General features: G+C 56.7%; 16 protein-coding genes and 3 tRNA genes. 9 read left to right on the forward strand and 10 right to left on the reverse strand.

The annotated features are described in order from the left end of the window. Positions 1 to 144 precede the first annotated feature (144 nt). The 3 genes from MX657_RS18055 to xni all read left to right on the forward strand — a co-directional run bounded on the left by MX657_RS18055 (position 145) and on the right by xni (position 3,741). A complete protein-coding gene (locus MX657_RS18055) occupies positions 145 to 1,440 on the forward strand; it encodes an HAAAP family serine/threonine permease (RefSeq protein ID WP_080330115.1) in 1,296 nt (431 codons plus the stop codon). 65 nt (positions 1,441 to 1,505) lie between these two features. Further along, entirely contained in the window at positions 1,506 to 2,873 is a 1,368-nt protein-coding gene (gene sdaB / locus MX657_RS18060; RefSeq protein WP_080330114.1) for an L-serine ammonia-lyase II, read from the forward strand. 112 nt (positions 2,874 to 2,985) lie between these two features. Then, positions 2,986 to 3,741 carry a flap endonuclease Xni gene (gene xni / locus MX657_RS18065; RefSeq protein ID WP_346806300.1) on the forward strand — a complete coding sequence of 252 codons (756 nt, stop codon included), beginning with the start codon at positions 2,986 to 2,988 and terminating at the stop codon, positions 3,739 to 3,741. A 100-nt stretch (positions 3,742 to 3,841) separates the two neighbouring features. Here the strand turns inward: xni and rlmM are convergent, their stop codons facing one another. The 4 genes from rlmM to MX657_RS18085 all read right to left on the reverse strand — a co-directional run bounded on the left by rlmM (position 3,842) and on the right by MX657_RS18085 (position 6,864). Next, the gene (gene rlmM / locus MX657_RS18070; RefSeq protein ID WP_346806301.1) at positions 3,842 to 4,942 is read right to left on the reverse strand and encodes a 23S rRNA (cytidine(2498)-2'-O)-methyltransferase RlmM; all 1,101 of its coding nucleotides are present in this window, start codon (positions 4,940 to 4,942) and stop codon (positions 3,842 to 3,844) included. After that, positions 4,935 to 5,330: a DUF423 domain-containing protein gene (locus MX657_RS18075; RefSeq protein ID WP_028014272.1), complete on the reverse strand. Its 396-nt coding sequence runs from the start codon at positions 5,328 to 5,330 to the stop codon at positions 4,935 to 4,937. Before MX657_RS18075 ends, rlmM begins: the two co-directional genes overlap by 8 nt. 39 nt (positions 5,331 to 5,369) lie before the next feature. Then, positions 5,370 to 6,287: a glycine cleavage system transcriptional regulator GcvA gene (gene gcvA / locus MX657_RS18080; protein WP_014885066.1), complete on the reverse strand. Its 918-nt coding sequence runs from the start codon at positions 6,285 to 6,287 to the stop codon at positions 5,370 to 5,372. A gap of 349 nt (positions 6,288 to 6,636) precedes the next feature. Beyond that, on the reverse strand, positions 6,637 to 6,864 hold the full coding sequence (locus MX657_RS18085) for a YgdI/YgdR family lipoprotein (protein ID WP_008499648.1): 228 nt from the start codon (positions 6,862 to 6,864) through the stop codon (positions 6,637 to 6,639). A gap of 192 nt (positions 6,865 to 7,056) precedes the next feature. On the opposite strand from MX657_RS18085, the gene csdA reads away from it, so the two are divergent. Then, positions 7,057 to 8,262 carry a cysteine desulfurase CsdA gene (gene csdA / locus MX657_RS18090; protein ID WP_346806303.1) on the forward strand — a complete coding sequence of 402 codons (1,206 nt, stop codon included), beginning with the start codon at positions 7,057 to 7,059 and terminating at the stop codon, positions 8,260 to 8,262. Further along, positions 8,262 to 8,708: a cysteine desulfurase sulfur acceptor subunit CsdE gene (gene csdE, locus MX657_RS18095; RefSeq protein WP_080330110.1), complete on the forward strand. Its 447-nt coding sequence runs from the start codon at positions 8,262 to 8,264 to the stop codon at positions 8,706 to 8,708. The genes csdA and csdE overlap by 1 nt, the downstream gene beginning before the upstream one ends. Here csdE and tcdA read toward each other — a convergent pair. Both tcdA and mltA read right to left on the reverse strand, forming a co-directional pair. Further along, a complete protein-coding gene (gene tcdA / locus MX657_RS18100) occupies positions 8,699 to 9,505 on the reverse strand; it encodes a tRNA cyclic N6-threonylcarbamoyladenosine(37) synthase TcdA (RefSeq protein ID WP_346806305.1) in 807 nt (268 codons plus the stop codon). The two genes, csdE and tcdA, sit on opposite strands and share 10 nt — an antisense overlap. Positions 9,506 to 9,580: 75 nt before the next feature. Next, complete coding sequence (gene mltA / locus MX657_RS18105) at positions 9,581 to 10,678, reverse strand: murein transglycosylase A (RefSeq protein ID WP_080330109.1); 1,098 nt, start codon at positions 10,676 to 10,678, stop codon at positions 9,581 to 9,583. Positions 10,679 to 10,887: 209 nt separating this feature from the next. Here mltA and MX657_RS18110 point away from each other — a divergent pair. From MX657_RS18110 to MX657_RS18120, 3 genes are all read left to right on the forward strand, one after another. Further along, positions 10,888 to 10,964, forward strand: a tRNA-Met gene (locus tag MX657_RS18110). 44 nt (positions 10,965 to 11,008) lie between these two features. Beyond that, positions 11,009 to 11,085: transfer RNA gene (locus tag MX657_RS18115), tRNA-Met, on the forward strand. Positions 11,086 to 11,129: 44 nt separating this feature from the next. Continuing rightward, a tRNA-Met gene (locus MX657_RS18120) sits at positions 11,130 to 11,206 on the forward strand. Positions 11,207 to 11,295: 89 nt separating this feature from the next. Here MX657_RS18120 and amiC read toward each other — a convergent pair. Continuing rightward, entirely contained in the window at positions 11,296 to 12,549 is a 1,254-nt protein-coding gene (amiC, locus tag MX657_RS18125) for an N-acetylmuramoyl-L-alanine amidase AmiC (protein WP_014885071.1), read from the reverse strand. Between the two features lie 227 nt (positions 12,550 to 12,776). Here amiC and argA point away from each other — a divergent pair, with 227 nt between their 5' ends. Next, entirely contained in the window at positions 12,777 to 14,108 is a 1,332-nt protein-coding gene (argA, locus tag MX657_RS18130; RefSeq protein ID WP_346806307.1) for an amino-acid N-acetyltransferase, read from the forward strand. A 34-nt stretch (positions 14,109 to 14,142) separates the two neighbouring features. On the opposite strand, the gene recD is transcribed toward argA, so the two are convergent. The 3 genes from recD to ptrA are packed head-to-tail and all read right to left on the reverse strand — an operon-like array spanning position 14,143 to position 22,381. Next, complete coding sequence (gene recD / locus MX657_RS18135) at positions 14,143 to 15,963, reverse strand: exodeoxyribonuclease V subunit alpha (RefSeq protein WP_346806309.1); 1,821 nt, start codon at positions 15,961 to 15,963, stop codon at positions 14,143 to 14,145. Further along, on the reverse strand, positions 15,960 to 19,502 hold the full coding sequence (recB, locus tag MX657_RS18140; protein ID WP_346806311.1) for an exodeoxyribonuclease V subunit beta: 3,543 nt from the start codon (positions 19,500 to 19,502) through the stop codon (positions 15,960 to 15,962). The genes recD and recB overlap by 4 nt, the downstream gene beginning before the upstream one ends. Continuing rightward, the gene (gene ptrA, locus MX657_RS18145; RefSeq protein ID WP_346806313.1) at positions 19,499 to 22,381 is read right to left on the reverse strand and encodes a pitrilysin; all 2,883 of its coding nucleotides are present in this window, start codon (positions 22,379 to 22,381) and stop codon (positions 19,499 to 19,501) included. The genes recB and ptrA overlap by 4 nt, the downstream gene beginning before the upstream one ends. Positions 22,382 to 22,399 lie beyond the last annotated feature (18 nt).

Below are 22,399 nucleotides of genomic sequence, written 5' to 3' on the forward strand. Positions count from 1 at the left end.
CTAGAATGTATCTTTCCGCCCGCCAATAGTTACGGGCGAAAATTATTAAAAAACCGTCACTGAACGAATTTCATATTACCGTCAGGCGCTTTTTCATCGGATTTGACTAGAAACCTGACAATTTGCTTCCTCCAGGAGATACAGATGGAAACCACTCAAACCAGCACCGTTGCTTCGATTGAATCCCGAAGTGGTTGGCGCAAAACGGATACCATGTGGATGCTTGGCCTTTACGGCACGGCAATCGGCGCTGGTGTACTGTTCCTTCCTATCAACGCAGGCGTCGGCGGTCTGATTCCGCTGATCATCATGGCCATCATCGCCTTCCCGATGACCTTCTTCGCACACCGCGGTCTGACCCGCTTCGTGCTTTCCGGTAAAAACCCGGGCGAAGACATCACCGAAGTGGTTGAAGAACATTTCGGCGTTGGCGCAGGTAAACTGATTACCCTGCTCTACTTCTTTGCGATTTACCCAATCCTGCTGGTTTACAGCGTGGCGATCACCAACACCGTTGAAAGCTTCATGACGCACCAGCTGCACATGACGCCGCCACCGCGTGCCATTCTGTCTCTGATCCTGATCGTGGGCATGATGACCATCGTGCGCTTCGGCGAGCAGATGATTGTTAAAGCCATGAGCGTGCTGGTCTTCCCGTTTGTGGCTGCGCTGATGCTGCTGGCCTGCTACCTGATCCCACAGTGGAACGGCGCAGCGCTGGAAACCCTGTCCCTGAGCAGCGCGTCTGCAACCGGTAACGGCCTGCTGATGACCCTGTGGCTGGCAATCCCGGTAATGGTCTTCTCCTTCAACCACTCCCCAATCATCTCCTCTTTCGCCGTGGCGAAACGCGAAGAGTATGGTAATGGTGCAGAGAAGAAGTGCTCCAGCATCCTGGCCCGCGCTCACGTTATGATGGTGCTGACCGTTATGTTCTTCGTCTTCAGCTGCGTACTGAGCCTCTCCCCGGCGGACCTGGCAGCAGCGAAAGAGCAGAACATCTCGATTCTGTCTTACCTGGCGAACCACTTTAACGCACCGCTGATTGCGTGGATGGCACCGATCATCGCGATGATCGCCATCACCAAATCCTTCCTCGGCCACTACCTGGGCGCGCGTGAAGGCTTCAACGGTATGGTGATTAAATCTCTGCGCGGTAAAGGCAAGAGCATTGAAATCAACAAGCTGAACAAAATCACTGCGCTGTTCATGCTGCTCACCACCTGGGCGGTAGCGACCCTGAACCCAAGCATCCTGGGTATGATTGAAACCCTGGGCGGCCCGGTCATCGCGATGATTCTGTTCCTGATGCCGATGTATGCGATTCAGAAAGTGCCTGCAATGCGCAAGTACAGCGGTCATGTCAGCAACGTGTTTGTAGTTATCATGGGTCTTATCGCAATCTCTGCGATCTTCTACTCCCTGTACACCATGTTCTGACGATCACCCGCGCCGTCTTCGGGCGGCGCACTCCTCCCTCTCTGACTGAAAGCAATGGACGCATCATGATTAGCGTATTCGATATTTTCAAAATCGGTATTGGTCCTTCCAGCTCTCACACCGTCGGACCAATGAAAGCCGGTAAGCAGTTCACGGATGACTTGATTGCACGCGGCATTTTGCACGACATCACCCGCGTGGTTGTCGATGTATACGGTTCCCTTTCCCTGACCGGGAAAGGCCACCATACCGATATCGCCATTATCATGGGCCTGGCGGGAAATCTGCCGGATACCGTTGATATTGATGCGATCCCTGGTTTCATCCAGGACGTGAACACCCACGGTCGTTTGCTGCTGGCGAACGGTGAGCATGAGGTTGAATTCCCGGTTGACCACTGCATGAATTTCCATGCGGACAACCTGTCGCTGCACGAAAACGGCATGCGCATTACCGCGCTGGCCGGCGACAAAGCGGTATACAGCCAGACGTATTATTCTATCGGTGGCGGTTTTATCGTCGACGAAGACCACTTTGGTCAAACCAGCACCTCTTCTGTTGAGGTGCCGTATCCGTACAAAACGGCGGCGGACCTCCAGCGTCACTGTCAGGAGACGGGGCTTTCCCTCTCCGGCCTGATGATGAAAAACGAGCTGGCCCTTCACAGCAAAGAGGAGCTGGAACAGCACTTTGCTAGCGTCTGGGAAGTGATGCGCGGCGGGATTGAACGCGGGATCACTACCGAAGGCGTTCTGCCGGGCAAGCTGCGCGTACCGCGTCGTGCGGCAGCGCTGCGCCGTATGCTGGTAAGCACCGACAAAACGACAACGGACCCGATGGCCGTCGTAGACTGGATCAACATGTTCGCACTGGCGGTGAACGAAGAGAACGCCGCAGGGGGCCGCGTGGTCACTGCGCCAACCAACGGTGCCTGCGGTATCGTTCCGGCCGTGCTGGCTTACTACGACAAGTTTATTCGTGAAGTGAACGCTAACTCTCTGGCACGCTACCTGCTGGTCGCCAGCGCGATTGGTTCGCTGTATAAGATGAACGCCTCCATTTCCGGTGCGGAAGTGGGCTGCCAGGGTGAAGTCGGCGTGGCGTGCTCCATGGCGGCGGCGGGCCTGGCAGAGCTGTTGGGCGCAAGCCCGGCGCAGGTCTGCATTGCTGCGGAAATCGGCATGGAACATAACCTGGGGCTAACCTGTGACCCGGTTGCCGGACAGGTACAGGTGCCGTGCATTGAGCGTAACGCCATTGCCTCTGTGAAGGCGGTGAACGCGGCGCGTATGGCGCTGCGCCGCACCAGCGAACCGCGCGTCTGTCTCGATAAAGTTATCGAAACCATGTACGAAACCGGTAAAGATATGAACGCCAAGTACCGCGAAACCTCTCGCGGCGGCCTGGCGATGAAGATCGTCACCTGCGATTAAGCCCCTCAGGAAGCCTCGTTTTGCGAGGCTTCTTCCTGTTTTCCCTCTCACTATTCGTTTCATCCTGCCGACAGTGATACCCTTTACCCATTAGATTTAAGGGAGAATATCTGTGGCTGTTCATTTGCTTATCGTCGACGCGCTTAATTTGATTCGCCGGATCCATGCGGTACAAGGCACGCCCTGTAAGGACACCTGCCTGCACGCGCTGGAGCAGCTTATCCGCCACAGCGAGCCCACCCACGCGGTCGCGGTATTTGATGACGAAGCCCGCAACACGGGCTGGCGACACCAGCGCCTGCCGGACTACAAGGCCGGACGCGCACCGATGCCGGACGATCTGCATGCCGAAATGCCCGTCCTGCGTGCCGCCTTTGAGCAGCGCGGCGTTCCCTGCTGGGGCGCACACGGCAATGAAGCTGACGATCTGGCCGCGACGCTTGCGGTAAAGGTGGCCAGCGCAGGACACCAGGCGACGATCGTTTCAACCGACAAAGGCTACTGCCAGCTTCTCTCCCCCACGATCCGCATTCGCGATTATTTCCAGAAACGCTGGCTCGATGCCCCCTTCATCGCCAGCGAGTTCGGCGTCTCACCAGACCAACTGCCTGACTACTGGGGTCTGGCGGGAATCAGCAGTTCTAAGGTTCCGGGAGTTGCAGGCATCGGGCCAAAGAGCGCCGCGCAGCTGCTGACCGATTTTCAGAGTCTGGAAGGAATTTACGCCCGTCTGGATGAGGTGCCGGAAAAGTGGCGCAAGAAGCTGGAAGCGCATAAAGAGATGGCGTTTATCTGCCGGGATGTCGCGACGTTACGGACGGATTTACAGCTGGACGGGAATTTACAGCAGTTAAGGTTAGAGCGTTAAGATCCCCCTCACCCCGGCCCTATCCCCAAAGGGGCGAGGGGGAATAGACCGCACGGAGCAGTCCCCTCTCCCCTTTGGGGAGAGGGTTAGGTTGAGGGGACTATCGCTCGTCGCGACGCCCGCCTACAGCCGCCCACCATCGACGAATATGTACCGTCACCTCTTCGCGGTCGTGATACAGCTGACGCGCCTGGATCTCCACGTTGATACCGTGATCATCCATCTGCTCCTGAATGTAGGCCAGGTTCTGAGAAACCTCTTCGTAGCGCTTTTTCATCGGCAGCTTGAGGTTGAAAATGGTTTCACGACACCAGCCGTTCACCAGCCAGGAGGCCATCAGCGCGGCCACTTTAGCCGGTTTCTCGACCATGTCGCACACCATCCAGGAGATGTTGTTACGGTTCGGACGATAGCGGAAGCCGTCTTCACGCAGCCAGGTGACCTGGCCGGTATCCATCAGGCTTTGCGCCATCGGGCCGTTATCCACAGACGACACCCACATGTTGCGTTTCACCAGCTGATAGGTCCAGCCGCCCGGACACGCGCCAAGGTCGACGGCATACATGCCGTTAGCCAGTCGCTCGTCCCACTCGTCCGCAGGGATAAAGACGTGAAACGCCTCCTCCAGCTTCAGGGTTGAACGGCTCGGCGCATCCGCCGGGAAGCGCAAACGCGGGATGCCCATAAAGAATGGAGAGTTGTTGTTGGTATATGAATAGCCTGCGTAGCAGCAGCCCGGCGCGATAAAGAAGATATGCACCACCGGACGCTTCGGCGTTTCGTAGTTCGTCAGTACACCCGCATCTCGCAGCGCTGCGCGCAGCGGCACGGTAAATTTGCGGCAGAACTTCATCAGCTCTTTGCTTTCATTGGTATCGGCAACCTCAACGCGCAGGTCGCCGCCCTTCTCCACCACGCCCTGCAGCATGCCGACAATCGGCGTGATGCGGTCTTCCGGCGGAAGATCTTTCAGCAGCTCACCCGCGACAAACATCTGACGCGCGAAGATAAGCGAGCTGAACGGCAGCTCGCGTGCCAGCTTGTCTGCGTCTTCTGGCTGATAGCACTCGAATACCACATAGCCCGCGTTCTCTTTAACGCGGGCAAAGCCGAAGACTTCGCGCTTCGCCGCTTTATCGGTAATTTCCGCGGCGCACTCTTTCTCAAACCCCGGGCGACAATATAAAACAACCTTATTCATGAACAACGCCCTTGCGTTTCAGACGGATGGCTCCGATAAACATTAATACCCACCCCGCCAGGAAGCTGACGCCGCCGACAGGTGTAACAAACGCCCACAGGCGCAGATGCGAGAGTGCCAGGCAGTACAGGCTACCGCTGAACAGCACGGTACCCAGCGCCATAAACACGCTGCTCCAGTAAAACCAGATGCTAATCCGACGCTGCATCGCCACCGCCAGACCAAAAATAGCCAGCGTGTGGAACGCCTGATACTCAAGACCGGTCTGGATCCAGCCCATCTCGACAGCGCCCAACGACTTGCTTAAAACGTGCGCGCCAAAGGCGCCCAGTGCAACAAAAATAAAGCCACTCACCGCGGCAAAAATCAGCATGAATCGGCTGGTCATGTTTAAGCCCTGAATTAATGCGTGCCCGGCACACAAACGTTATTGTTCATACCTGAAGCGGAATTTTTCTTGCTCGCTTGCCGCTTTCGCCAGTATCCACTGCCGGAAGGCGGCTATTTTACCCAGTTCTGCCTGACTGTCATGACAAACCAGATAAAACGCATTCTTGCTGACCAGTACATCATTAAAAGGGCAAACCAGACGGCCTGCCTCAATTTCGGACTGCGCCATCACGTTGTTTGCCAACGCCACGCCCTGTCCGTGTATGGCAGCCTGTAGCACCATCGCACTGTGGCTAAAAATGGGGCCCTGCTGCACGTTTATATGACTAAGACCTAATTGACGGGTATAAGTTTGCCAGTCACGGCGAGAGGCATCATGTAAAAGCGTATGCTGCGCCAGGTCAGCGGGTGTTTTCAGCGCCTTGTCGCCCGTTAAAAGCAACGGAGAACAGACCGGAAGCAGATATTCTGCGTATAATTTTTCAACACGCAAGCCCGGCCAGTTGCCGCGACCATAAAAAATGGCGACATCCACATCATCAGCCAGCTTGTCTTCCTGACGATCCACCGCCTGGATTCGAACGTCGATCCCCGGATAAGCTGAGTTAAAGCTTGAGAGTCTTGGCACCAGCCATTGAATGGCAAAACTGGGCAATAAACTGACAGTCAGGGCACCTTTTGCACTGCGCGCCTGCAGCTTACGCGTCGCTTCCGTGAGCTGGGAAAAAATCTCTTTAATATCCTGAAAGTAGCTCTGCCCCTCTTCGGTCAACAGCAAGGAACGATTGCGTCGGCGGAACAGCTTAAGGCCCAGGAAATCCTCCAGAGACTTGATTTGGTGACTTACTGCGGCCTGTGTCACAAAAAGCTCATCTGCCGCACGGGTGAAGCTCAGGTGACGTGCTGCTGCATCAAAAACGCGTAATGCGTTAAGGGGTGGCAATCGCTTTGACATGGTTATCTGGCTTAGATGTTAACGGAATTTAACAAACAGGAAACAACGTTTAACCTATTAGTTTTTTTTATCTGAGCCATTATAATTTGTCCGTTGAGGAACTACCAGCAAATACCTATAGTGGCGGCACTTCCTGAGCCGGAACGAAGAGCTTTTTTCGGAATGCGTGTTCTGAAGGGCTTTTGGCTTACGGTTGTGATGTTGTGTTGTTGTGTTTGCAATTGGTCTGCGATTCAGACCACGGTAGCAACGCTACCAATTTTTCACTTCCTGTACATTTACCCTGTCTGTCCATAGTGATTAATGTAGCACCGCCAATTTGCGGTGCTTTTTTTTCGCCTGCGATCGATTAATGCTCGATCTCTTTCATCTCTTTCACGTCCGTGCGGTTGATCTGCTGCTTGTTCCCGTTAGCATCTTTGTACGAAATCATCCCGGTATCGTTATCGGTTGTCGGTTTCCCTTCCGAAACGATAGAACGACCATCGTTGGTGTGCATCACGTAGTTGTTACCAGAACAGGCGCTCAGGGCAAAAGTAAACGCACAGGCAGAAATGATTGCAGCTGTCTTATTCATGATTATTCTCCTTTAGCAATTAATGCTATTCAAACCTCGATTTATAACAGGCTAAAACATCCGCCTAACACTATTTAGCATAACCTGCTTTTTCGAGGTCGCCAGGATAAGCAGACGAATCTGATAGATATCAACCTCCTTGCCCTGCCGATGAAATTGCGCGACGATCTCATTATCGACATGAGGAATTCCATGAACGCATTCAGTCCTGCGCAGTTTCGCGCACAGTTTCCGGCGCTGGCCGATGCCGGTATTTACCTTGATAGCGCCGCCACGGCCCTGAAGCCCCAGGCGGTAATCGAAGCCACGCAGCAGTTCTACAGCCTGAGTGCAGGCAACGTACATCGCAGCCAGTTTGCCGAAGCGCAGCGCCTGACCGCGCGCTATGAAGCCGCACGGGATCAGGTTGCACGCCTGATCAATGCCGAAAGCGGGAAAAATATCGTCTGGACGCGCGGTACGACCGAAGCGATTAACATGGTAGCTCAGTGCTATGCGCGCCCGTTGCTGCAGCCGGGGGACGAGATTATCGTCAGCGAAGCAGAGCACCACGCTAACCTGGTGCCGTGGCTGATGGTGGCTGAGCAAACGGGAGCGCGCGTTCTTAAACTCCCGTTGAGTGCAGACTTCCTGCCCGACGTGGCCCGTCTTCCTGAGCTGATTACGTCGCGCAGCCGCATTCTGGCGCTGGGGCAGATGTCCAACGTTACCGGTGGCTGCCCGGATCTGGCTCGCGCCATTGAAATTGCTCATGCCAGCGGCGTGGTGGTGATGGTCGATGGTGCTCAGGGCGTGGTTCATTTCCCCGCTGATGTGCAGGCGCTGGATATCGACTTCTACGCCTTCTCCGGGCACAAACTCTACGGGCCAACCGGGATTGGTGCACTGTACGGTAAACCGGAACTGCTGGCCAAAATGACGCCGTGGCTCGGCGGCGGCAAAATGATTACCGAAGTGTCGTTCGATGGCTTCAAAACGCAGGAGCTGCCTTACCGTCTGGAAGCCGGCACGCCGAACGTGGCCGGAGTCATCGGCCTGAGTGCCGCACTTGAATGGCTGGCGGAAACGGACGTGGTTCAGGCGGAAAGCTGGAGCCGCGGGCTGGCGACGCTGGCTGAGGAAGAACTGAAAAAGCGTCCGGGCTTCCGCTCGTTCCGCGTTCAGGATTCCAGCCTGCTCGCCTTTGATTTTGCTGGCGTGCATCACAGCGATATGGTGACGCTGCTGGCCGGGTACGGCATTGCCCTGCGCGCCGGACAGCACTGCGCCCAGCCGCTGCTGGCGGCGCTCGGCGTTACCGGTACCCTGCGCGCCTCGTTTGCGCCGTATAACACCCAAAGCGATGTCGACGCGCTGGTTAGCGCCGTTGACCGCGCCCTTGAAATACTGGTGGATTAATGACTAGCGCTGCTTTAGCCGGACATCCGTTTGGCACGGTCATCACAGAAGAGACCTTAAAACAGACCTTCGCCCCGCTCCAGCAGTGGGAAGATAAATATCGGCAGCTGATCCTGCTGGGTAAACAGCTCCCTGCCCTTTCAGACAATCTTAAAGCGCAGGCGAAAGAGATCGCAGGCTGTGAAAACCGCGTCTGGCTGGGTGTGAGCGCCTCCGGCGAGAAGCTGCACTTTTTCGGCGACAGCGAAGGACGCATTGTACGCGGGCTGCTGGCGGTACTGTTAACCGCCATAGAGGGGAAAAGCGCGGCGGAGCTGCTGGCACACTCGCCGCTGGCGCTGTTCGACGAGCTGGGGCTGCGCGCGCAGCTTAGCGCCTCGCGCGGCCAGGGCCTGATCGCGCTGAGCGACGCGGTGCTGGACGCAGCCCGTCAGGCTCAGGCCTGACGTTCCGCCTTCGCCATCATCTTCTTCAGGGCGTGAGAGACCGCCACAAAGCCAAAGGAGGCGGTCACCATGGTGGCCGCACCAAAGCCTGAGGCACAATCCATTCTCTTTGGACCTTCCGCCGTGCTTTTCATCGCACAGACTGAACCATCCGCCTGCGGGTAGACCAGCGCTTCGGTTGAGAACACGCAGTCGACGCCCAGCTTGCCCTTACTGTTCTTCACCACGTTGAAGTCGCTTTTCAGGCGTTCACGCAGCTTGGCCGCCAGCGGATCCTGAATGGTTTTCGCCAGATCGGCCACCTGGATCTGCGTCGGATCGATTTGCCCGCCCGCCCCGCCCGTCATGACCAGCGGTACCTTGTAGCGACGACAGTACGCGATCAGCGCCGCTTTTGGCCGCACGCTGTCGATAGCGTCAATCACGTAGCTATAGCCTTTGCTCATGTATTCCGCGACGTTATCTGCCGTCACAAAGTCGTCGATCACCGTCACCCGACACTCCGGGTTGATGAGGCGAATACGCTCTGCCATCACCTCTGACTTCGCCAGGCCGACGTTATCGCGCAGGGCATGGATTTGACGGTTGGTGTTGGTGACGCAAACGTCATCCATATCAATCAGCGTGATCGCGCCAATACCGGTTCTCGCCAGCGCTTCCGCCGCCCAGGAGCCGACACCGCCAATGCCCACCACGCAGACGTGCGCATCCGCAAACAGCTGCAGGGCTTTTTCACCATAGAGACGTGCCGTGCCGCCAAAACGCTGGCGCCAGGCATCGCTGATTACCACAGACATAAAACCTCAGATGTAAAAAGGGTGAGGTTTTCCTCACCCTGAACAGTAATCCGTATTGCGCTCAGAATACCACAATCAGCCGCTGAATACGTTTCCGGTGCCCGGTGCCGCCTTCAGCACCCATACGCGTCCGTAGTGGTTATACCAGCCTGCACGGTGGCCCGCATCCGGACCAATCCCCTGATAGATATCAAAGTGCTGGCCTTTAATTGCTCCGCCCACATCCAGCGCTACCATCAGACGCAGCTCATACTGGCCGTTGAACTTGCCGTTGTTGTCGAGAAGAGGGACTTCCGCCAGCAGCGTGGTGCCCGCAGGAATGATAGAGCGATCGGATGCCACCGACGCGCGGCCAATCAGCGGTACGGCGCTCGCCCCTTTTACCGGGGCAAAGTTTTGCGGCTTGAAGAAGACGAAAGACGGGTTCTGCTCAAGAAGCTCACGCACTTCGGCTTCGCTGTGCTTTTCGCCCCACTCGCGGATCGCCTGCATCGACATATCTTCTTTTTTCACTTCGCCGCGGTCGATCAGCACCTTACCGATGCTGCGGTAGGCATGGCCGTTTTTCCCGGCATAGCTGAAGAAGTTGAGCGGCGAGCCGTCGCCAAAATCAATATAGCCGCTGCCCTGCACGTCCATGATGAAGTTATCCATCAGAGAGTTGCTGTAGGCCAGGACGTAGTTTTCGCTTAGCGCACCGGCGTAGATCTCGGCGCGAGACGGCAGGCGACCGCGTTTTGGCGGCATACGGTAGATAGGATACTGGAATTCGCCCTGACGCGTGTGTCGCGCCTGAATCACGGGCGTGTAGTAGCCGGTGAATTGGACGTTGCCGTAGTTATCCGCCCCTTCCATCTGCCAGGCATCAATACCAAACTGGCGCATGTTGCGCGTATCGCCGCCCGCCTTCAGCCAGTCCTGTACCGCGCTATAAACATTGTTCTGCGAGCTATACAGACGCGGCGACGCGTTGCGGATCTGGTAGACCTGCTCGGAGAAATCACCGGCGTTGATCGGCGCGCCAACGGCGTCAGGCTGGTTAACTAACGAGAAAGGCTGGGATAACTTCCCGTCTTTATACTGCTGACCGCGATCGGTCGGTTTGGAAGAACAGGCCGCAAGAATCGCTACCATTGCGCCCGTCATCAGATACTTCGCCCAACGTCCTTTCATTATATCTCGTCTTTAAGTTGCCCATTTCCGCGTGATGAAGATAACAAACCGACAAAGCGAATGAAATGTGATCGCATGCCCTTTGGCAAATTCTGAGCAAAAAATAGTCCAAATGTCGCAATGCCGTTCAATTTACATACAAAGTTAATGATTTATGTGAAAAAGGGGTTGCATCACAAACCTATCCGAGTATAGTGCGCTTCCACGGACGCGGGGTGGAGCAGCCTGGTAGCTCGTCGGGCTCATAACCCGAAGGTCGTCGGTTCAAATCCGGCCCCCGCAACCAATTAAAATTTGATGAAGTATCTTCTACAACTGTAGAAAGACGGACGCGGGGTGGAGCAGCCTGGTAGCTCGTCGGGCTCATAACCCGAAGGTCGTCGGTTCAAATCCGGCCCCCGCAACCAATCAAATTTGAAGAAGTAAGTTTCTACGACTGTAGAAAGACGGACGCGGGGTGGAGCAGCCTGGTAGCTCGTCGGGCTCATAACCCGAAGGTCGTCGGTTCAAATCCGGCCCCCGCAACCAACACTTCTGAACACAATAAACACCCTTAAGGGTGTTTTTTTGTATCTGCCGTTTGTGAATTTGCCGGGCATTCCACCCGGCTAAAAGACCTACCCGCGTCGCGCCAGCGTCGCCCCGTCGGAGAAATACGCCCGAATCCCCGCCAGAATCGACTCCGCAACCTCCTGCTGGAATTTAGCGGTCTTGAGCTTACGCTCTTCTTCCACGTTACTGATAAACGCGGTTTCCACCAGAATGGACGGAATATCCGGTGCCTTCAGTACCGCAAACCCGGCCTGCTCAACGCTGTTTTTGTGCAGCTTATTGATGTTCCCCAGCTTGCCCAGCACCGCTTTACCAAACTTCAGGCTGTCGTTAATGGTCAGGGACTGCACCATGTCAAACATAGTATGGTCAACGTAGCGGTCGCCGCTTTTGCTCACGCCACCGATCAAATCCGAGGCGTTCTGGGTGTCCGCAAGGTATCGCGCCGCGGTACTGGTCGCACCTTTGGTGGAAAGCGCAAACACCGACGAGCCGCTTGGCTGGCGGCTGGTAAAGGCATCCGCATGAATAGAGACGAACAGATCGGCGCGCTGCTTCTGCGCTTTCGCCACCCTGACCTTCAGCGGGATAAAGACATCCTCATTGCGCGTCATGTAGGCGCGCATATTGCCCTCTTTATCAATTAACGCCTTCAGACGACGGGCAATTTGCAGCACCACGTCTTTTTCACGCGTATGGTATTTCCCCACCGCACCGGAGTCTTCGCCGCCGTGGCCGGGATCGAGCATGATCACAATCGGACGATCGCGCCCTGCTTTCCCCGGCTGCGGGCCGCTTTGCGCAGGCGGCACCTGACGCTGAAGATCGCCTTTGTTGTAATCCTCCAGCAGGGCGAGAAGCGGATCCTGAATATCCGTCGCATTGGCCGGGTAGAGATCCATCACCAGACGCTCTTTAAACGTTGCAACGGGCGCCAGGGCGAACAGCTGCGGCTTAACGTTCTGCTTCAGCTCAAACACCATGCGCACGGTTTGCGGATCAAACTGGCCGACGCGCGCCGATTTAATAAACGGATCGTCACCGCGGATCTGCGCCGCCATGCCTTTCAGCACGGAGTTGAGGTTCACCCCTTCGAGATCCACCACCACGCGTTCAGGGTTGCTGAGGGCAAATTGCTTATATTTCAGCACGCGGTTGGACTCGACCGTTACGCGCGTATAGGTCGACGACGGCCAGACGCGCACCGCCACCACCTGACTCGTGGCGGCAAGACCGACCTGGCTGACGCTAAGCAACCACATTGCCCCGGCCCCTTTTAACAAACGGCGGCGGCTTATTGCTGAATTGGATCCCGACATGCTTCTCCCGAGCAAGAAAACGAACTGATATACAAAATGGTCAGATTGACCGAAAACTTTAACGAATGACGCATAAACTGTCATCTATAAAAGGGTAAACAATCATACGTTAACGCACGGATTACTTATTAATTTCTGTAGGACGCAGAAAATTTGCACTTGCACACGCGCCCACAATCGAATAAAAATACAGAAATTACGAATAAACATTCATTAAGGGTTGTGCCATGGTGAAGGAACGTAGAACCGAACTGGTCCAGGGATTCCGCCATTCTGTTCCCTATATCAACGCCCACCGGGGAAAAACGTTTGTCATCATGCTGGGCGGCGAAGCCATCGAGCATGAAAATTTTTCCAGCATCGTCAATGACATTGGCCTGCTGCACAGCCTCGGGATCCGCCTGGTGGTGGTCTACGGCGCACGCCCGCAGATTGACGCCAACCTGGCCGCTCACCACCACGAGCCGATTTACCACAAACATACTCGCGTCACGGATGCAAAAACTCTGGAGCTGGTGAAACAGGCGGCGGGTCTGCTGCAGCTGGATATTACCGCTCGCCTGTCGATGAGCCTGAACAACACACCGCTACAGGGCGCGCATATCAACGTCGTGAGCGGCAACTTTATCATTGCCCAGCCGCTCGGCGTGGACGATGGCGTAGATTACTGCCACAGCGGCCGCATTCGTCGTATTGATGAAGAAGCCATTCATCGCCAGTTGGACAGCGGTGCCATCGTGCTGATGGGCCCGGTGGCGGTTTCCGTAACCGGCGAAAGCTTTAACCTGACGTCCGAAGAGATTGCCACCCAGTTGGCGATCAAGCTGAAGGCGGAAAAAATGATTGGGTTTTGCTCCTCCCAGGGCGTCGTAAACGATGAAGGGGTGATTGTGCCGGAACTCTTCCCGAATGAAGCCCAGGCCCGCGTGGAAGTGCTGGAAGCCGAAGGCGATTACCACTCCGGCACCGTCCGCTTCCTGCGTGGTGCCGTGAAGGCCTGTCGCAGCGGCGTGCGCCGTAGTCACCTGATCAGCTATCAGGAAGACGGCGCTCTGCTGCAGGAGCTGTTCTCCCGCGACGGTATTGGTACCCAGATTGTGATGGAAAGCGCCGAGCAGATCCGCCGCGCGACCATCAACGATATCGGCGGCATTCTGGAGCTGATCCGTCCTCTGGAGCAGCAGGGTATTCTGGTGCGTCGCTCCCGAGAGCAGCTGGAGATGGAGATCGACAAATTCACCATTATCCAGCGCGATAACCTGACCATCGCCTGCGCCGCGCTCTATCCGTTCCCGGAAGAGAAGATTGGTGAAATGGCCTGCGTGGCGGTGCACCCGGACTACCGCAGCTCTTCACGCGGCGAAATGCTGCTTGAGCGCGTGGCGGCACAGGCGCGTCAGATGGGGCTGAGCAAGCTTTTCGTCCTGACGACGCGGAGCATTCACTGGTTCCAGGAGCGCGGGTTCACGCCGGTAGATATTGATTCCCTGCCGGAAACGAAGAAAGAGATGTACAACTATCAGCGTCGTTCAAAAGTGCTGATGGCTGACCTTGGATGATACGACGCCCTCACCGTCCGGTGGGGGCTTTCATTCAGACGGCCCCAAATATCGCGCTCAGCCCGCTTCGGCGTTCCGTACGGGCGGCAATCGCCTGCACCAGCACCCGTTCGTCGGCATAGAGCGACAGGCGCTGACGCGCGCGCGTAATGGCGGTATAGATCAGCTCGCGGGTAATGACCGGTGAAAGCTGCGTGGGCAGGATCAGCGCCGCATGGTTAAACTCAGAGCCCTGAGATTTATGCACCGTCATCGCCCATGCGGTTTCATGCTCGGGCAAACGGCTGGGCTGGAAAGACTTCACGCTGCCGTCTGGCATCTGGAACCAGACGCGAAGCCCCTGACCGCGATCGAGCGCAATCCCGATATCTCCGTTAAACAACCCCAGCGCGCTGTCGTTGCGGGAGATCATCACCGGCCGCCCTTCATACCAGCGGGAGTGCGGGGTACGGTTGATTTTACGCTTTTGCGCCAGCAGCTGTTCCAGCCTGTCGTTCAGGCCGCTGACGCCAAAGGGGCCTTCCCTCAGCGCACAGAGCAACTGATATTCGCCAAACGCGGCAATGACCTGCTCCGGCATGCTTTGCTGCTGTACGCCCGTCAGAAAATGTTGATACCCCAGCAGGGCGTCATCAAGCATCGCCTGATATTCTTCCCCGGTTTGCAGCGATTTTTTCTCAATATCCGTATAGGTTCCGTCGAATACCGCAGTGGTGGTGCGCCGGTCGCCCCGGTTCACTGCCGCCGCGAGCTGGCCGATGCCGGAGTCGCTGCCGAAACGGTAGCTTTTTTGCAGCAGACACAGGCTGTCGCGCAGCGCCCCTGCAAGCGAATGGTTTTCAGAGGTGAGCGAACATCCGGTGAGACGGGCTAACTCCTCTGCACGTTCCGAGGTATATCCCAGGCTGGCATAGGTGCAGATATCGCCCAGCACGGCTCCGGCCTCAACGGAGGCAAGCTGATCGCGATCGCCGAGAAAAATAACCCGTGCGTGCGGCGGGAGCGCATCGATCAACCGCGACATCATCGTCAGGTCAATCATCGACGCTTCATCCACCACCAGCACGTCAAGATGCAAGGGGATACCAGCATGATAGCGCAGACGCTGGCTGCCCGGCTGAGCGCCCAGCAACCGGTGCAGCGTGCTGGCTTCGTTAGGGAAAAGCGCAAGCTGATCCCCGGAAAGCGGCAGTTTTTGCAGCGCCCCGCCCAACGACTCTGTCAGACGCGCCGCCGCTTTCCCCGTGGGGGCTGCCAGGCGAATACGGCACTTTTGTTCACCCGATAACTGAATCAGCGCGGCAAGCAGCTTTGCCACGGTGGTCGTTTTTCCGGTGCCCGGACCGCCAGAAATCACCGATATCCGCCGCGTTAACGCCACCGCTGCCGCCACTTTCTGCCAGTCTGTCGCGTCGTCAGAGGTAAACAGCATATCCAGCGTTTGCCGGAGCAGTGCTTCATCGCACGCTAGCGGAGCATTGGTCTCGCTGAAGAAGCGCGCCACCGTTAGCTCGTTACGCCACAGCCGGTTCAGATACAAACGTTCTCCCGTCAAAATCATTGGCGTACCGGTATCGGCGCCGCTGACGGCAGGCGAGCGGAGTAATATTTCCTGCCAGTCCACGGCCTCACCCAGCAGCGCGAAACACGCCTGTAAAGCCGGGGGCATTTTCTCATCCACCACCAGACGTGAAAGTGGCAGACACACGTGCCCCTCCCCCGCATCTTTGCTCAGGATCGCGGCGGCAAGCATGACGGCAGGCTCTTCGCCCGCCACCATCATGGCAAACTGCACATCCAGGTGGCGCAGTAATCGTTGTTCAACCGCGTCCAGCAGTAGTGCCTGCATCGTCATGCCACCTCCTCCGTGCCTGTAGCAAACAGGTTATCCATTTTTTCAATCAACTCCGCAGCCGGACGCGTACTGAAGACGCCGGAACGCGGGTCATTAGCATCCACGCCGCGCAGGAACAGGTAAATTACGCCGCCAAAATGGTCTTCATAACGGTAATTGGCCATGCGATGACGCAGGTAGCGGTGCAGTGCCAGGGTGTAAAGCTGGTACTGCAGATCGTAGCGATGCATTTGCATCGCAGAGGCCATCGCGTCTTGCGTGTAGGCTTCGCTGCTTTCACCCAGCCAGTTCGATTTGTAATCCAGCAGGTAGTAGCGCCCTTCATGGAGGAAAACGAGGTCGATAAAGCCTTTCAGCATCCCCTGCACCTGGCGGAAATTCAGCGGCGGGCACCCGGCGGATAACGGATCGTACTCGCGGATCATTGCATCAAGCGCCTCGGCCCTGAGCGGGCTGGCAATAGGAAGATAAAACTCCATCTCCACCTGCTTATCTTTGGCGGTCAACTGGCTCAGCGAAATCCCCTGCGCCGTGAGTGGCGCGTGCAGAATAGCGCGGATCCATTCCGTGAGAACCGGCTGCCACTGCGCGTCGTAGCCGCCGCTCTGCAGCATCTTCAGCACCCACTCATCGGAAACCGGCTGGGTAAAATCCAGCTCCTCAAACAGACTGTGCAAAAACGTGCCCGGCGAGGCGCCGCGTGGGAACTGATGAGGTGTGAGCACGGGCTCAACGGGCACACTCCCGGCACCTGCGGCATCGACATCCAGTTTTGGCATCAGATCCTGCGCAATACTCTGCCCGTGCTGCTGTAAACCGGAGTAGCTGGTGACGCGCCAGTCGTCGGCAATCATGCGGGCAACCTGTCGGGCATGCAGCTCAGAGGCCTGCTGCTCAGGCGTCTGCCAGCGACTGTTGTCGGGCTGGGTCGGAATATGCAGGGCAACATGCTCGGTGCAAAGCGATTCGATGCACTGGCGCAGCCCTGCGGCATCTTTGGATTCGCCGCGCTGAATAAGCCGCCCCAGCGCGCTCAGATGAAAATCACTCTCGCCGCTTTTTTCGCCACGACGGCGGAACAGCGGCGCAATGCCCAGACTGCAGTGCCAGACTGAACGGGTCAGCGCCACGTAGAGCAGACGAAGATCTTCCGCCAGACGCTCGGCTTCGGCCAGCTCAACGCTGGACTCCGCGTTGCTGAGATCGAGCACCGCCTCAAACGACTCGCGATCGTGGTAAAAAGCCTGGTCCTGCACGCGGTAATTGGCGATAAATGGCAGCCAGACCAGCGGATACTCCAGACCTTTCGACTTGTGAATGGTAACGATCTGCACCAGATGTTTATCGCTCTCAAGGCGCATCTGCTGGCTGGATGAATTACTGTTCGGGTCAGCAATCTGCTGCGCCAGCCAGCGCACCAGGGCGTGCTCGCTCTCCAGCTGCGTGCCCGCTTCCTGGAGAAGCTCGCTGATGTGTAAAATATCGGTCAGCCGACGCTCGCCGCCCGCGGTCGCGAGCATGTTCTCCGCAATGTGACGCTGTGCCATGAGCTCGCGCACCATCGCCATCACGCCGCGCTTCTGCCATTTTTCACGGTAGCGAACAAACTCTTCTACCACGGCATCCCATGCGGATTCGTCATTGTTGAGCGCATCAATGTCACGCGCATTCAGCCCGAGCATCGCGCTCGCCAGTGCGCTGCGCAGCGTGCTTTCCCGCTCCGGCGCCAGCACGGCCTGCAGCAGCCATAGCATCTCCTGGGCTTCCAGCGTTTCAAAAACGCTGTCGCGGTTGGAAAGGTAGACGGACGGTATATTCAGTAACGTCAGGGCATCGCGGATAAGTGCGGCCTCCTGACGGCTGCGCACCAGCACCGTGATATCCGATGCCTTAACCGGGGCAGGTTTATCCCCCTTCCACAGCAGTGCTTCACCGCGCGCACCAGCGCTGAGCCAGTCCCGAATTTGTGCCGCACAGTGCTGGGCCATGGCGTTTTGATAGTCCGCGACGCCGCAGCCCTCTCCATCCAGCAGCCAGAAATTCATGGCGGGCTGCGTTTCGCCGTTAAATTCGAAGCGCAACGAGGCATTTTTCGGGGCGAATTTGACCGGCTGGAAAGGGATCTCCCGGAACATAAACGCCGTATCCATGCGGCCGAAAAGCGCGTTGACACTTTCCACCATGCCGGGAGAGGAGCGCCAGTTGGTGTCGAGCGTGTAGTGCGCGTCGACCTCGCTACGGGCTTTCATGTAGGTGAAAATATCCGCACCGCGGAAAGCATAAATGGCCTGCTTAGGATCGCCGATTAACAGCAGCGCGGTGCCGGGCTGCTGGCGCCAGATACGGCGGAAAATACGGTATTGCTGAGGGTCGGTATCCTGAAATTCGTCAATCATTGCCACCGGGAAGCGGGTGCGAATCGCGGCGGCAAGCGCTTCGCCATTTTCACTGCATAACGCCGCATCAAGGCGGCTCAGCATATCATCAAACCCCAGCTCGCCCCGGCGGCGTTTCTCACGCGCGACGGCTTCGCGAATCTCCGTCATGGCGCGGACGATCATCAGATCGTTAAGCGTTAATGGCTCTGCAAGCAGGGTTTCAATCGCCACAAACAGGGGATGTTCAGGCACAATGCCGTCAGCTTTGGTCCGCTCAACCAGGAAACGCTGCGAGAATTTTTCCAGCGCGTCCGGGAGCAGGTAGCCTCGCGTCTCTTCCTGCGCCCACGCGCTGATCTTCTCGATCCATTTTCCCTGGTTGCCGCGGTTGAACTTTCGTCGGTCGATCCCGGAATTCTCAATGATCGCGTCAATCTCGCCGACAGACTCAATCCATTTTTGCTTGATGTCGGCAATTTTCGCGATGATTTTTTCATGGCGCGAAGCCAGAGTTTCATCCGCCGGGGGCGGAGATTTGATCGCTGGTGCTTCCCCCTGAAGATAACGATCGATGGCGCGCAGCAGCGCTTCGGGCCCCTTCCACAACGCATGTACCGCTTCGGCAATATCGCGCTGTAACGGATAGCAGTGGCGACGCCAGAAATCCGCGCAGGCCTGATAGCGAAGCACGGATTCATCTTCAATAAGCTGTTGTTCAAACAGCATGCCGGATTCAAACGCATTCAGGCTCAGCATGCGCTGGCAAAACCCGTGAATGGTAAAGACGGACGCTTCATCCATCTGCCGTTCAGCGAGAAGCAGCCACTGGGCCGCCTGTTGCTTATCGGCAATCTCTTCCAGAAGGCTCGCGTAGAGAGGATTTTCCGTGCTCTGGCGCAGGCAGGCGATACGCAGCTCGTGGATATTGGTACGAATACGGCCGCGCAGTTCAGCGGTGGCGGCCTCGGTGAAGGTGACGACCAGCAGCTCTTCCACGCTCAGAGGACGAGGAAAAGCGGCGTTACCGCCAAGCCCTAACAGCAGGCGCAGATAGAGCGCGGCGATGGTGAAGGTTTTTCCCGTTCCCGCTGAGGCTTCAATCAATCGTTCACCCTGCAGAGGTAAACGTAAGGGATCAAGGGACTCAGCGGTACTGGTCATTCTTTCTTACTCCAGGGCATAGATTGCTGCAGCGCGCTGACGCTCTTCCAGACTTTCCAGCCTTCCGGGTTCACGTAGTCCGTTTTCCCGTTCTGGCTACCGGAAACCTGAGACAGGATGGTAATACCCTGCGGCTTAATCACTGCCTGATGGAAGAAATCGGCAGCCTTCTGCGGCGTCAGCTGTTTAATCTCGGCCACTACTTTATCACGCGAATCAAATTTCAGATTACCGCGATCGAAATCTTTGCTCAGCTGCGAAGCCTCTTCACCCAGCGTCTGCGGCGGCTGCATCACCTGCGTGATAACGGCCTGCTGGATCTGGGCAAACTCTTCCGGCTTCATGGCGCGCAGTTTTGCTTCCACCTGCGGGAAGAACGCCTGATAGCGCTGCCAGAGGTAGGCCGGTTGTTTGTCGCTGCTTTGCAGCAGGAAGCCCAGCCCCCATTGACGGCCCACGTTCATCGAGAAAGCAAATACCGCATAGCCAAGCTGCTCTTCAGTGCGCAACTGGTTATAGAACCAAGGCTGAATAATCTGTCCCAGAACGGCGCTCTGCGCAGAGCTTGCGAATTCATCATAGCCCGTTGGTACGAACACCGCGGCCAGCGCAGAATCCGTGCTGCTACCCGTTTTTTCAAAAATCACATTCTGTTTTTCCTCAACCAGCACGTCCTGGTTGCGACACCACTCGTCGCCTTTCGAACCAAGCTGCGTGCGGACATTTTCTGCCAGCGTTTTGGCCTGATCTTCGCTCATGTTGCCGACGATAAGGAACTCGGGACGCGTATTGGTTTTCAGCGCATCACGGTATGCCAGCACGTCTTTTAAGGTGATAGATGGCAGCAGCGCGCGGCGGTCTTCTCGCTGGAAATAAGGTATTTGCGAAAGCATTTGCGCAGGCATAAGCGCCTGATCGTAAGCTTTGCCCTTCTCGGCCGAGTCCATCATCTGCGCATACCAGGATTTGGCCTGCTCAAGCTGTTCTTCCGTCGGCGTGTAGCTAAAGTAACCTTCCAGCAGTGCCTGGAAAAGCTGAGGCAAACGCTGGGTATAGCCGTTTGCATTGAGCATCAACCCGTTGTTGGCGTTGGTGGAGAAGCTGATCCCCCCCACGGCCGCCTGGTTACTGAGCTGATCGAGCGCGATACCGGCCAGATAGTCATTGAGCGCGAACATGACCTGGTTTTTGGCGCTATTCATCGCTTTCGGGTTACGCAGAACCACGCTGACATCGGCCTTCGGCTCGCTCGTGAAATAGCGGCTTGGGGTGTACACCACGCGCAGCGTCGGCTCATCAATAATGAGCTCCGGATGTGGGTAATCCTTAGTCGTTTTAATCAGCGAGAAATCATCCGGGATGTAGGGGTTCAGCTCCGGCAGCTTCAACGCTATCTCACCGGCCTTCTTCTGCCAGTCGGCGAAAGTCTGGTCGCTGATTTTGTCTACCTGATAAGGGGCATCAACAAAGTACGCCGTCTTGTTGTGCGGTTCGTTCGGGCTGATGTACCAGATGCGGGCATTCTGCGGGGTCATCATCGCCAGGCGCGCTTTTACCGCCTCGGCATCATAAAGATCGGCAATATTGACCGCGTCAAGCGTGTGCGCCACCGGCACGCGGATCATGGTATCCGCCAGCCACTCCACGTAATCCATGTCGCGGGTAATGGACGGGTAGCGGAAATCGAGATCCAGCACGTGCGCCAGTTCATCAAAATAGCGCTTATCGACGCCTTTCTCGCGCAGTAAAGAGAGGTAGCTAAAGATTGCCGCCACCACTTCATCACGGTTGGCCTGCCCTTTGTCGGTCAGCGTGGCGGAGATCGCCAGCACGCCGCTATTGCCGTTTACCACGGGATCGGAATCGGCGCGGATCCCTTCCACCAGCCCCTGTTTTTGCAGCCAGTCAGATAAGGTTCCCGGGCTGCGGTTACCAATCAGGTAGGTCACCAGCTCGTCGGTTTTACTGCGAAACTGGGCAGTGTTGTTATCAATGCGGAACTCAACGCGCAGCACTTTGCGGGGCATGGCAGGGACGTAATGGATAACGATCCCTTTTTGCGCGTCCGTGACAACCGGTACGTCTATCTTCGGCAGGTCGATATTTTTATTCGGCACCCGGCCAAACGTTTGAGCCGCCAGACCGGCAAGCTCCGGCAACGGTTTGTTGCTGTAAATAACCGCCTTCATCAGGTTAGCGGAGTAGTATTTGTCGCGAAACGCATGCAGAGCGTCAATCACCGGGCTACCCGGTTTGTCGCTCAACGTCTCCAGATTACCGCCCGAGAAACGTGACCCCGGATGCGCCGGGTTGATGGTCTCGGCGCTGACCTGCGCCATGCGCATACCGTCCCGGGTACGGGCCATGGTCAGCTCTGCATTAACGGCATTGCGCTCGCGGTCGGCGTATTTTTTATCCAGCAGCGGCGCAGCGATAGCATCGGCAAGACGCTCAACCGCCCCTGCCAGCGCGTCATTTTCGACTTCGAGATAAAAGGCCGTGCGGTACGGTGCCGTGCTGGCGTTGTGGCTGCCGCCGTGCATTTTCAGGAATTCAGAGAGGCTATCCGGCTGCGGATATTTTTTAGAACCCATCAGCGTCATATGTTCGAGGTAATGCGCCAGCCCCGGATGCGCCTCAGGATCTTCCAGCGATCCAACCGGCACTACTAACGCCGAGAGGGATTTCACCGCCTGCGGATCGGAAACCAGCAGCACAGTCATACCGTTATCAAGGCGGATAGCCTGATACTGGCGGGTATCTTTTTCGCTCTTACGGATAGTTTCCTGAACGGGTTGCCAACCGGAGTCTGCCTGAGTGACGGGAGCCCAAAGGGCGACAAACAAAACAAACGCTTTGAACAAGGTGCTGCCTGGCATTACGACCTCTTTATCACG

It is taken from the genome of Enterobacter chuandaensis (assembly GCF_039718975.1).
GTDB lineage: Bacteria > Pseudomonadota > Gammaproteobacteria > Enterobacterales > Enterobacteriaceae > Enterobacter > Enterobacter chuandaensis.

Excerpts from the sequence above, each read along its gene's own strand:
- MX657_RS18055 (WP_080330115.1), top strand. The coding sequence starts at position 145 with ATGGAAACCACTCAAACCAGCACCGTTGCTTCGATTGAATCCCGAAGT.
- sdaB (WP_080330114.1), top strand. The coding sequence starts at position 1,506 with ATGATTAGCGTATTCGATATTTTCAAAATCGGTATTGGTCCTTCCAGC.
- rlmM (WP_346806301.1), bottom strand. The coding sequence starts at position 4,942 with ATGAATAAGGTTGTTTTATATTGTCGCCCGGGGTTTGAGAAAGAGTGC.
- MX657_RS18075 (WP_028014272.1), bottom strand. The coding sequence starts at position 5,330 with ATGACCAGCCGATTCATGCTGATTTTTGCCGCGGTGAGTGGCTTTATT.
- gcvA (WP_014885066.1), bottom strand. The coding sequence starts at position 6,287 with ATGTCAAAGCGATTGCCACCCCTTAACGCATTACGCGTTTTTGATGCA.
- MX657_RS18085 (WP_008499648.1), bottom strand. The coding sequence starts at position 6,864 with ATGAATAAGACAGCTGCAATCATTTCTGCCTGTGCGTTTACTTTTGCC.
- csdA (WP_346806303.1), top strand. The coding sequence starts at position 7,057 with ATGAACGCATTCAGTCCTGCGCAGTTTCGCGCACAGTTTCCGGCGCTG.
- csdE (WP_080330110.1), top strand. The coding sequence starts at position 8,262 with ATGACTAGCGCTGCTTTAGCCGGACATCCGTTTGGCACGGTCATCACA.
- tcdA (WP_346806305.1), bottom strand. The coding sequence starts at position 9,505 with ATGTCTGTGGTAATCAGCGATGCCTGGCGCCAGCGTTTTGGCGGCACG.
- mltA (WP_080330109.1), bottom strand. The coding sequence starts at position 10,678 with ATGAAAGGACGTTGGGCGAAGTATCTGATGACGGGCGCAATGGTAGCG.
- amiC (WP_014885071.1), bottom strand. The coding sequence starts at position 12,549 with ATGTCGGGATCCAATTCAGCAATAAGCCGCCGCCGTTTGTTAAAAGGG.
- argA (WP_346806307.1), top strand. The coding sequence starts at position 12,777 with ATGGTGAAGGAACGTAGAACCGAACTGGTCCAGGGATTCCGCCATTCT.
- recD (WP_346806309.1), bottom strand. The coding sequence starts at position 15,963 with ATGACGATGCAGGCACTACTGCTGGACGCGGTTGAACAACGATTACTG.
- recB (WP_346806311.1), bottom strand. The coding sequence starts at position 19,502 with ATGACCAGTACCGCTGAGTCCCTTGATCCCTTACGTTTACCTCTGCAG.
- ptrA (WP_346806313.1), bottom strand. The coding sequence starts at position 22,381 with ATGCCAGGCAGCACCTTGTTCAAAGCGTTTGTTTTGTTTGTCGCCCTT.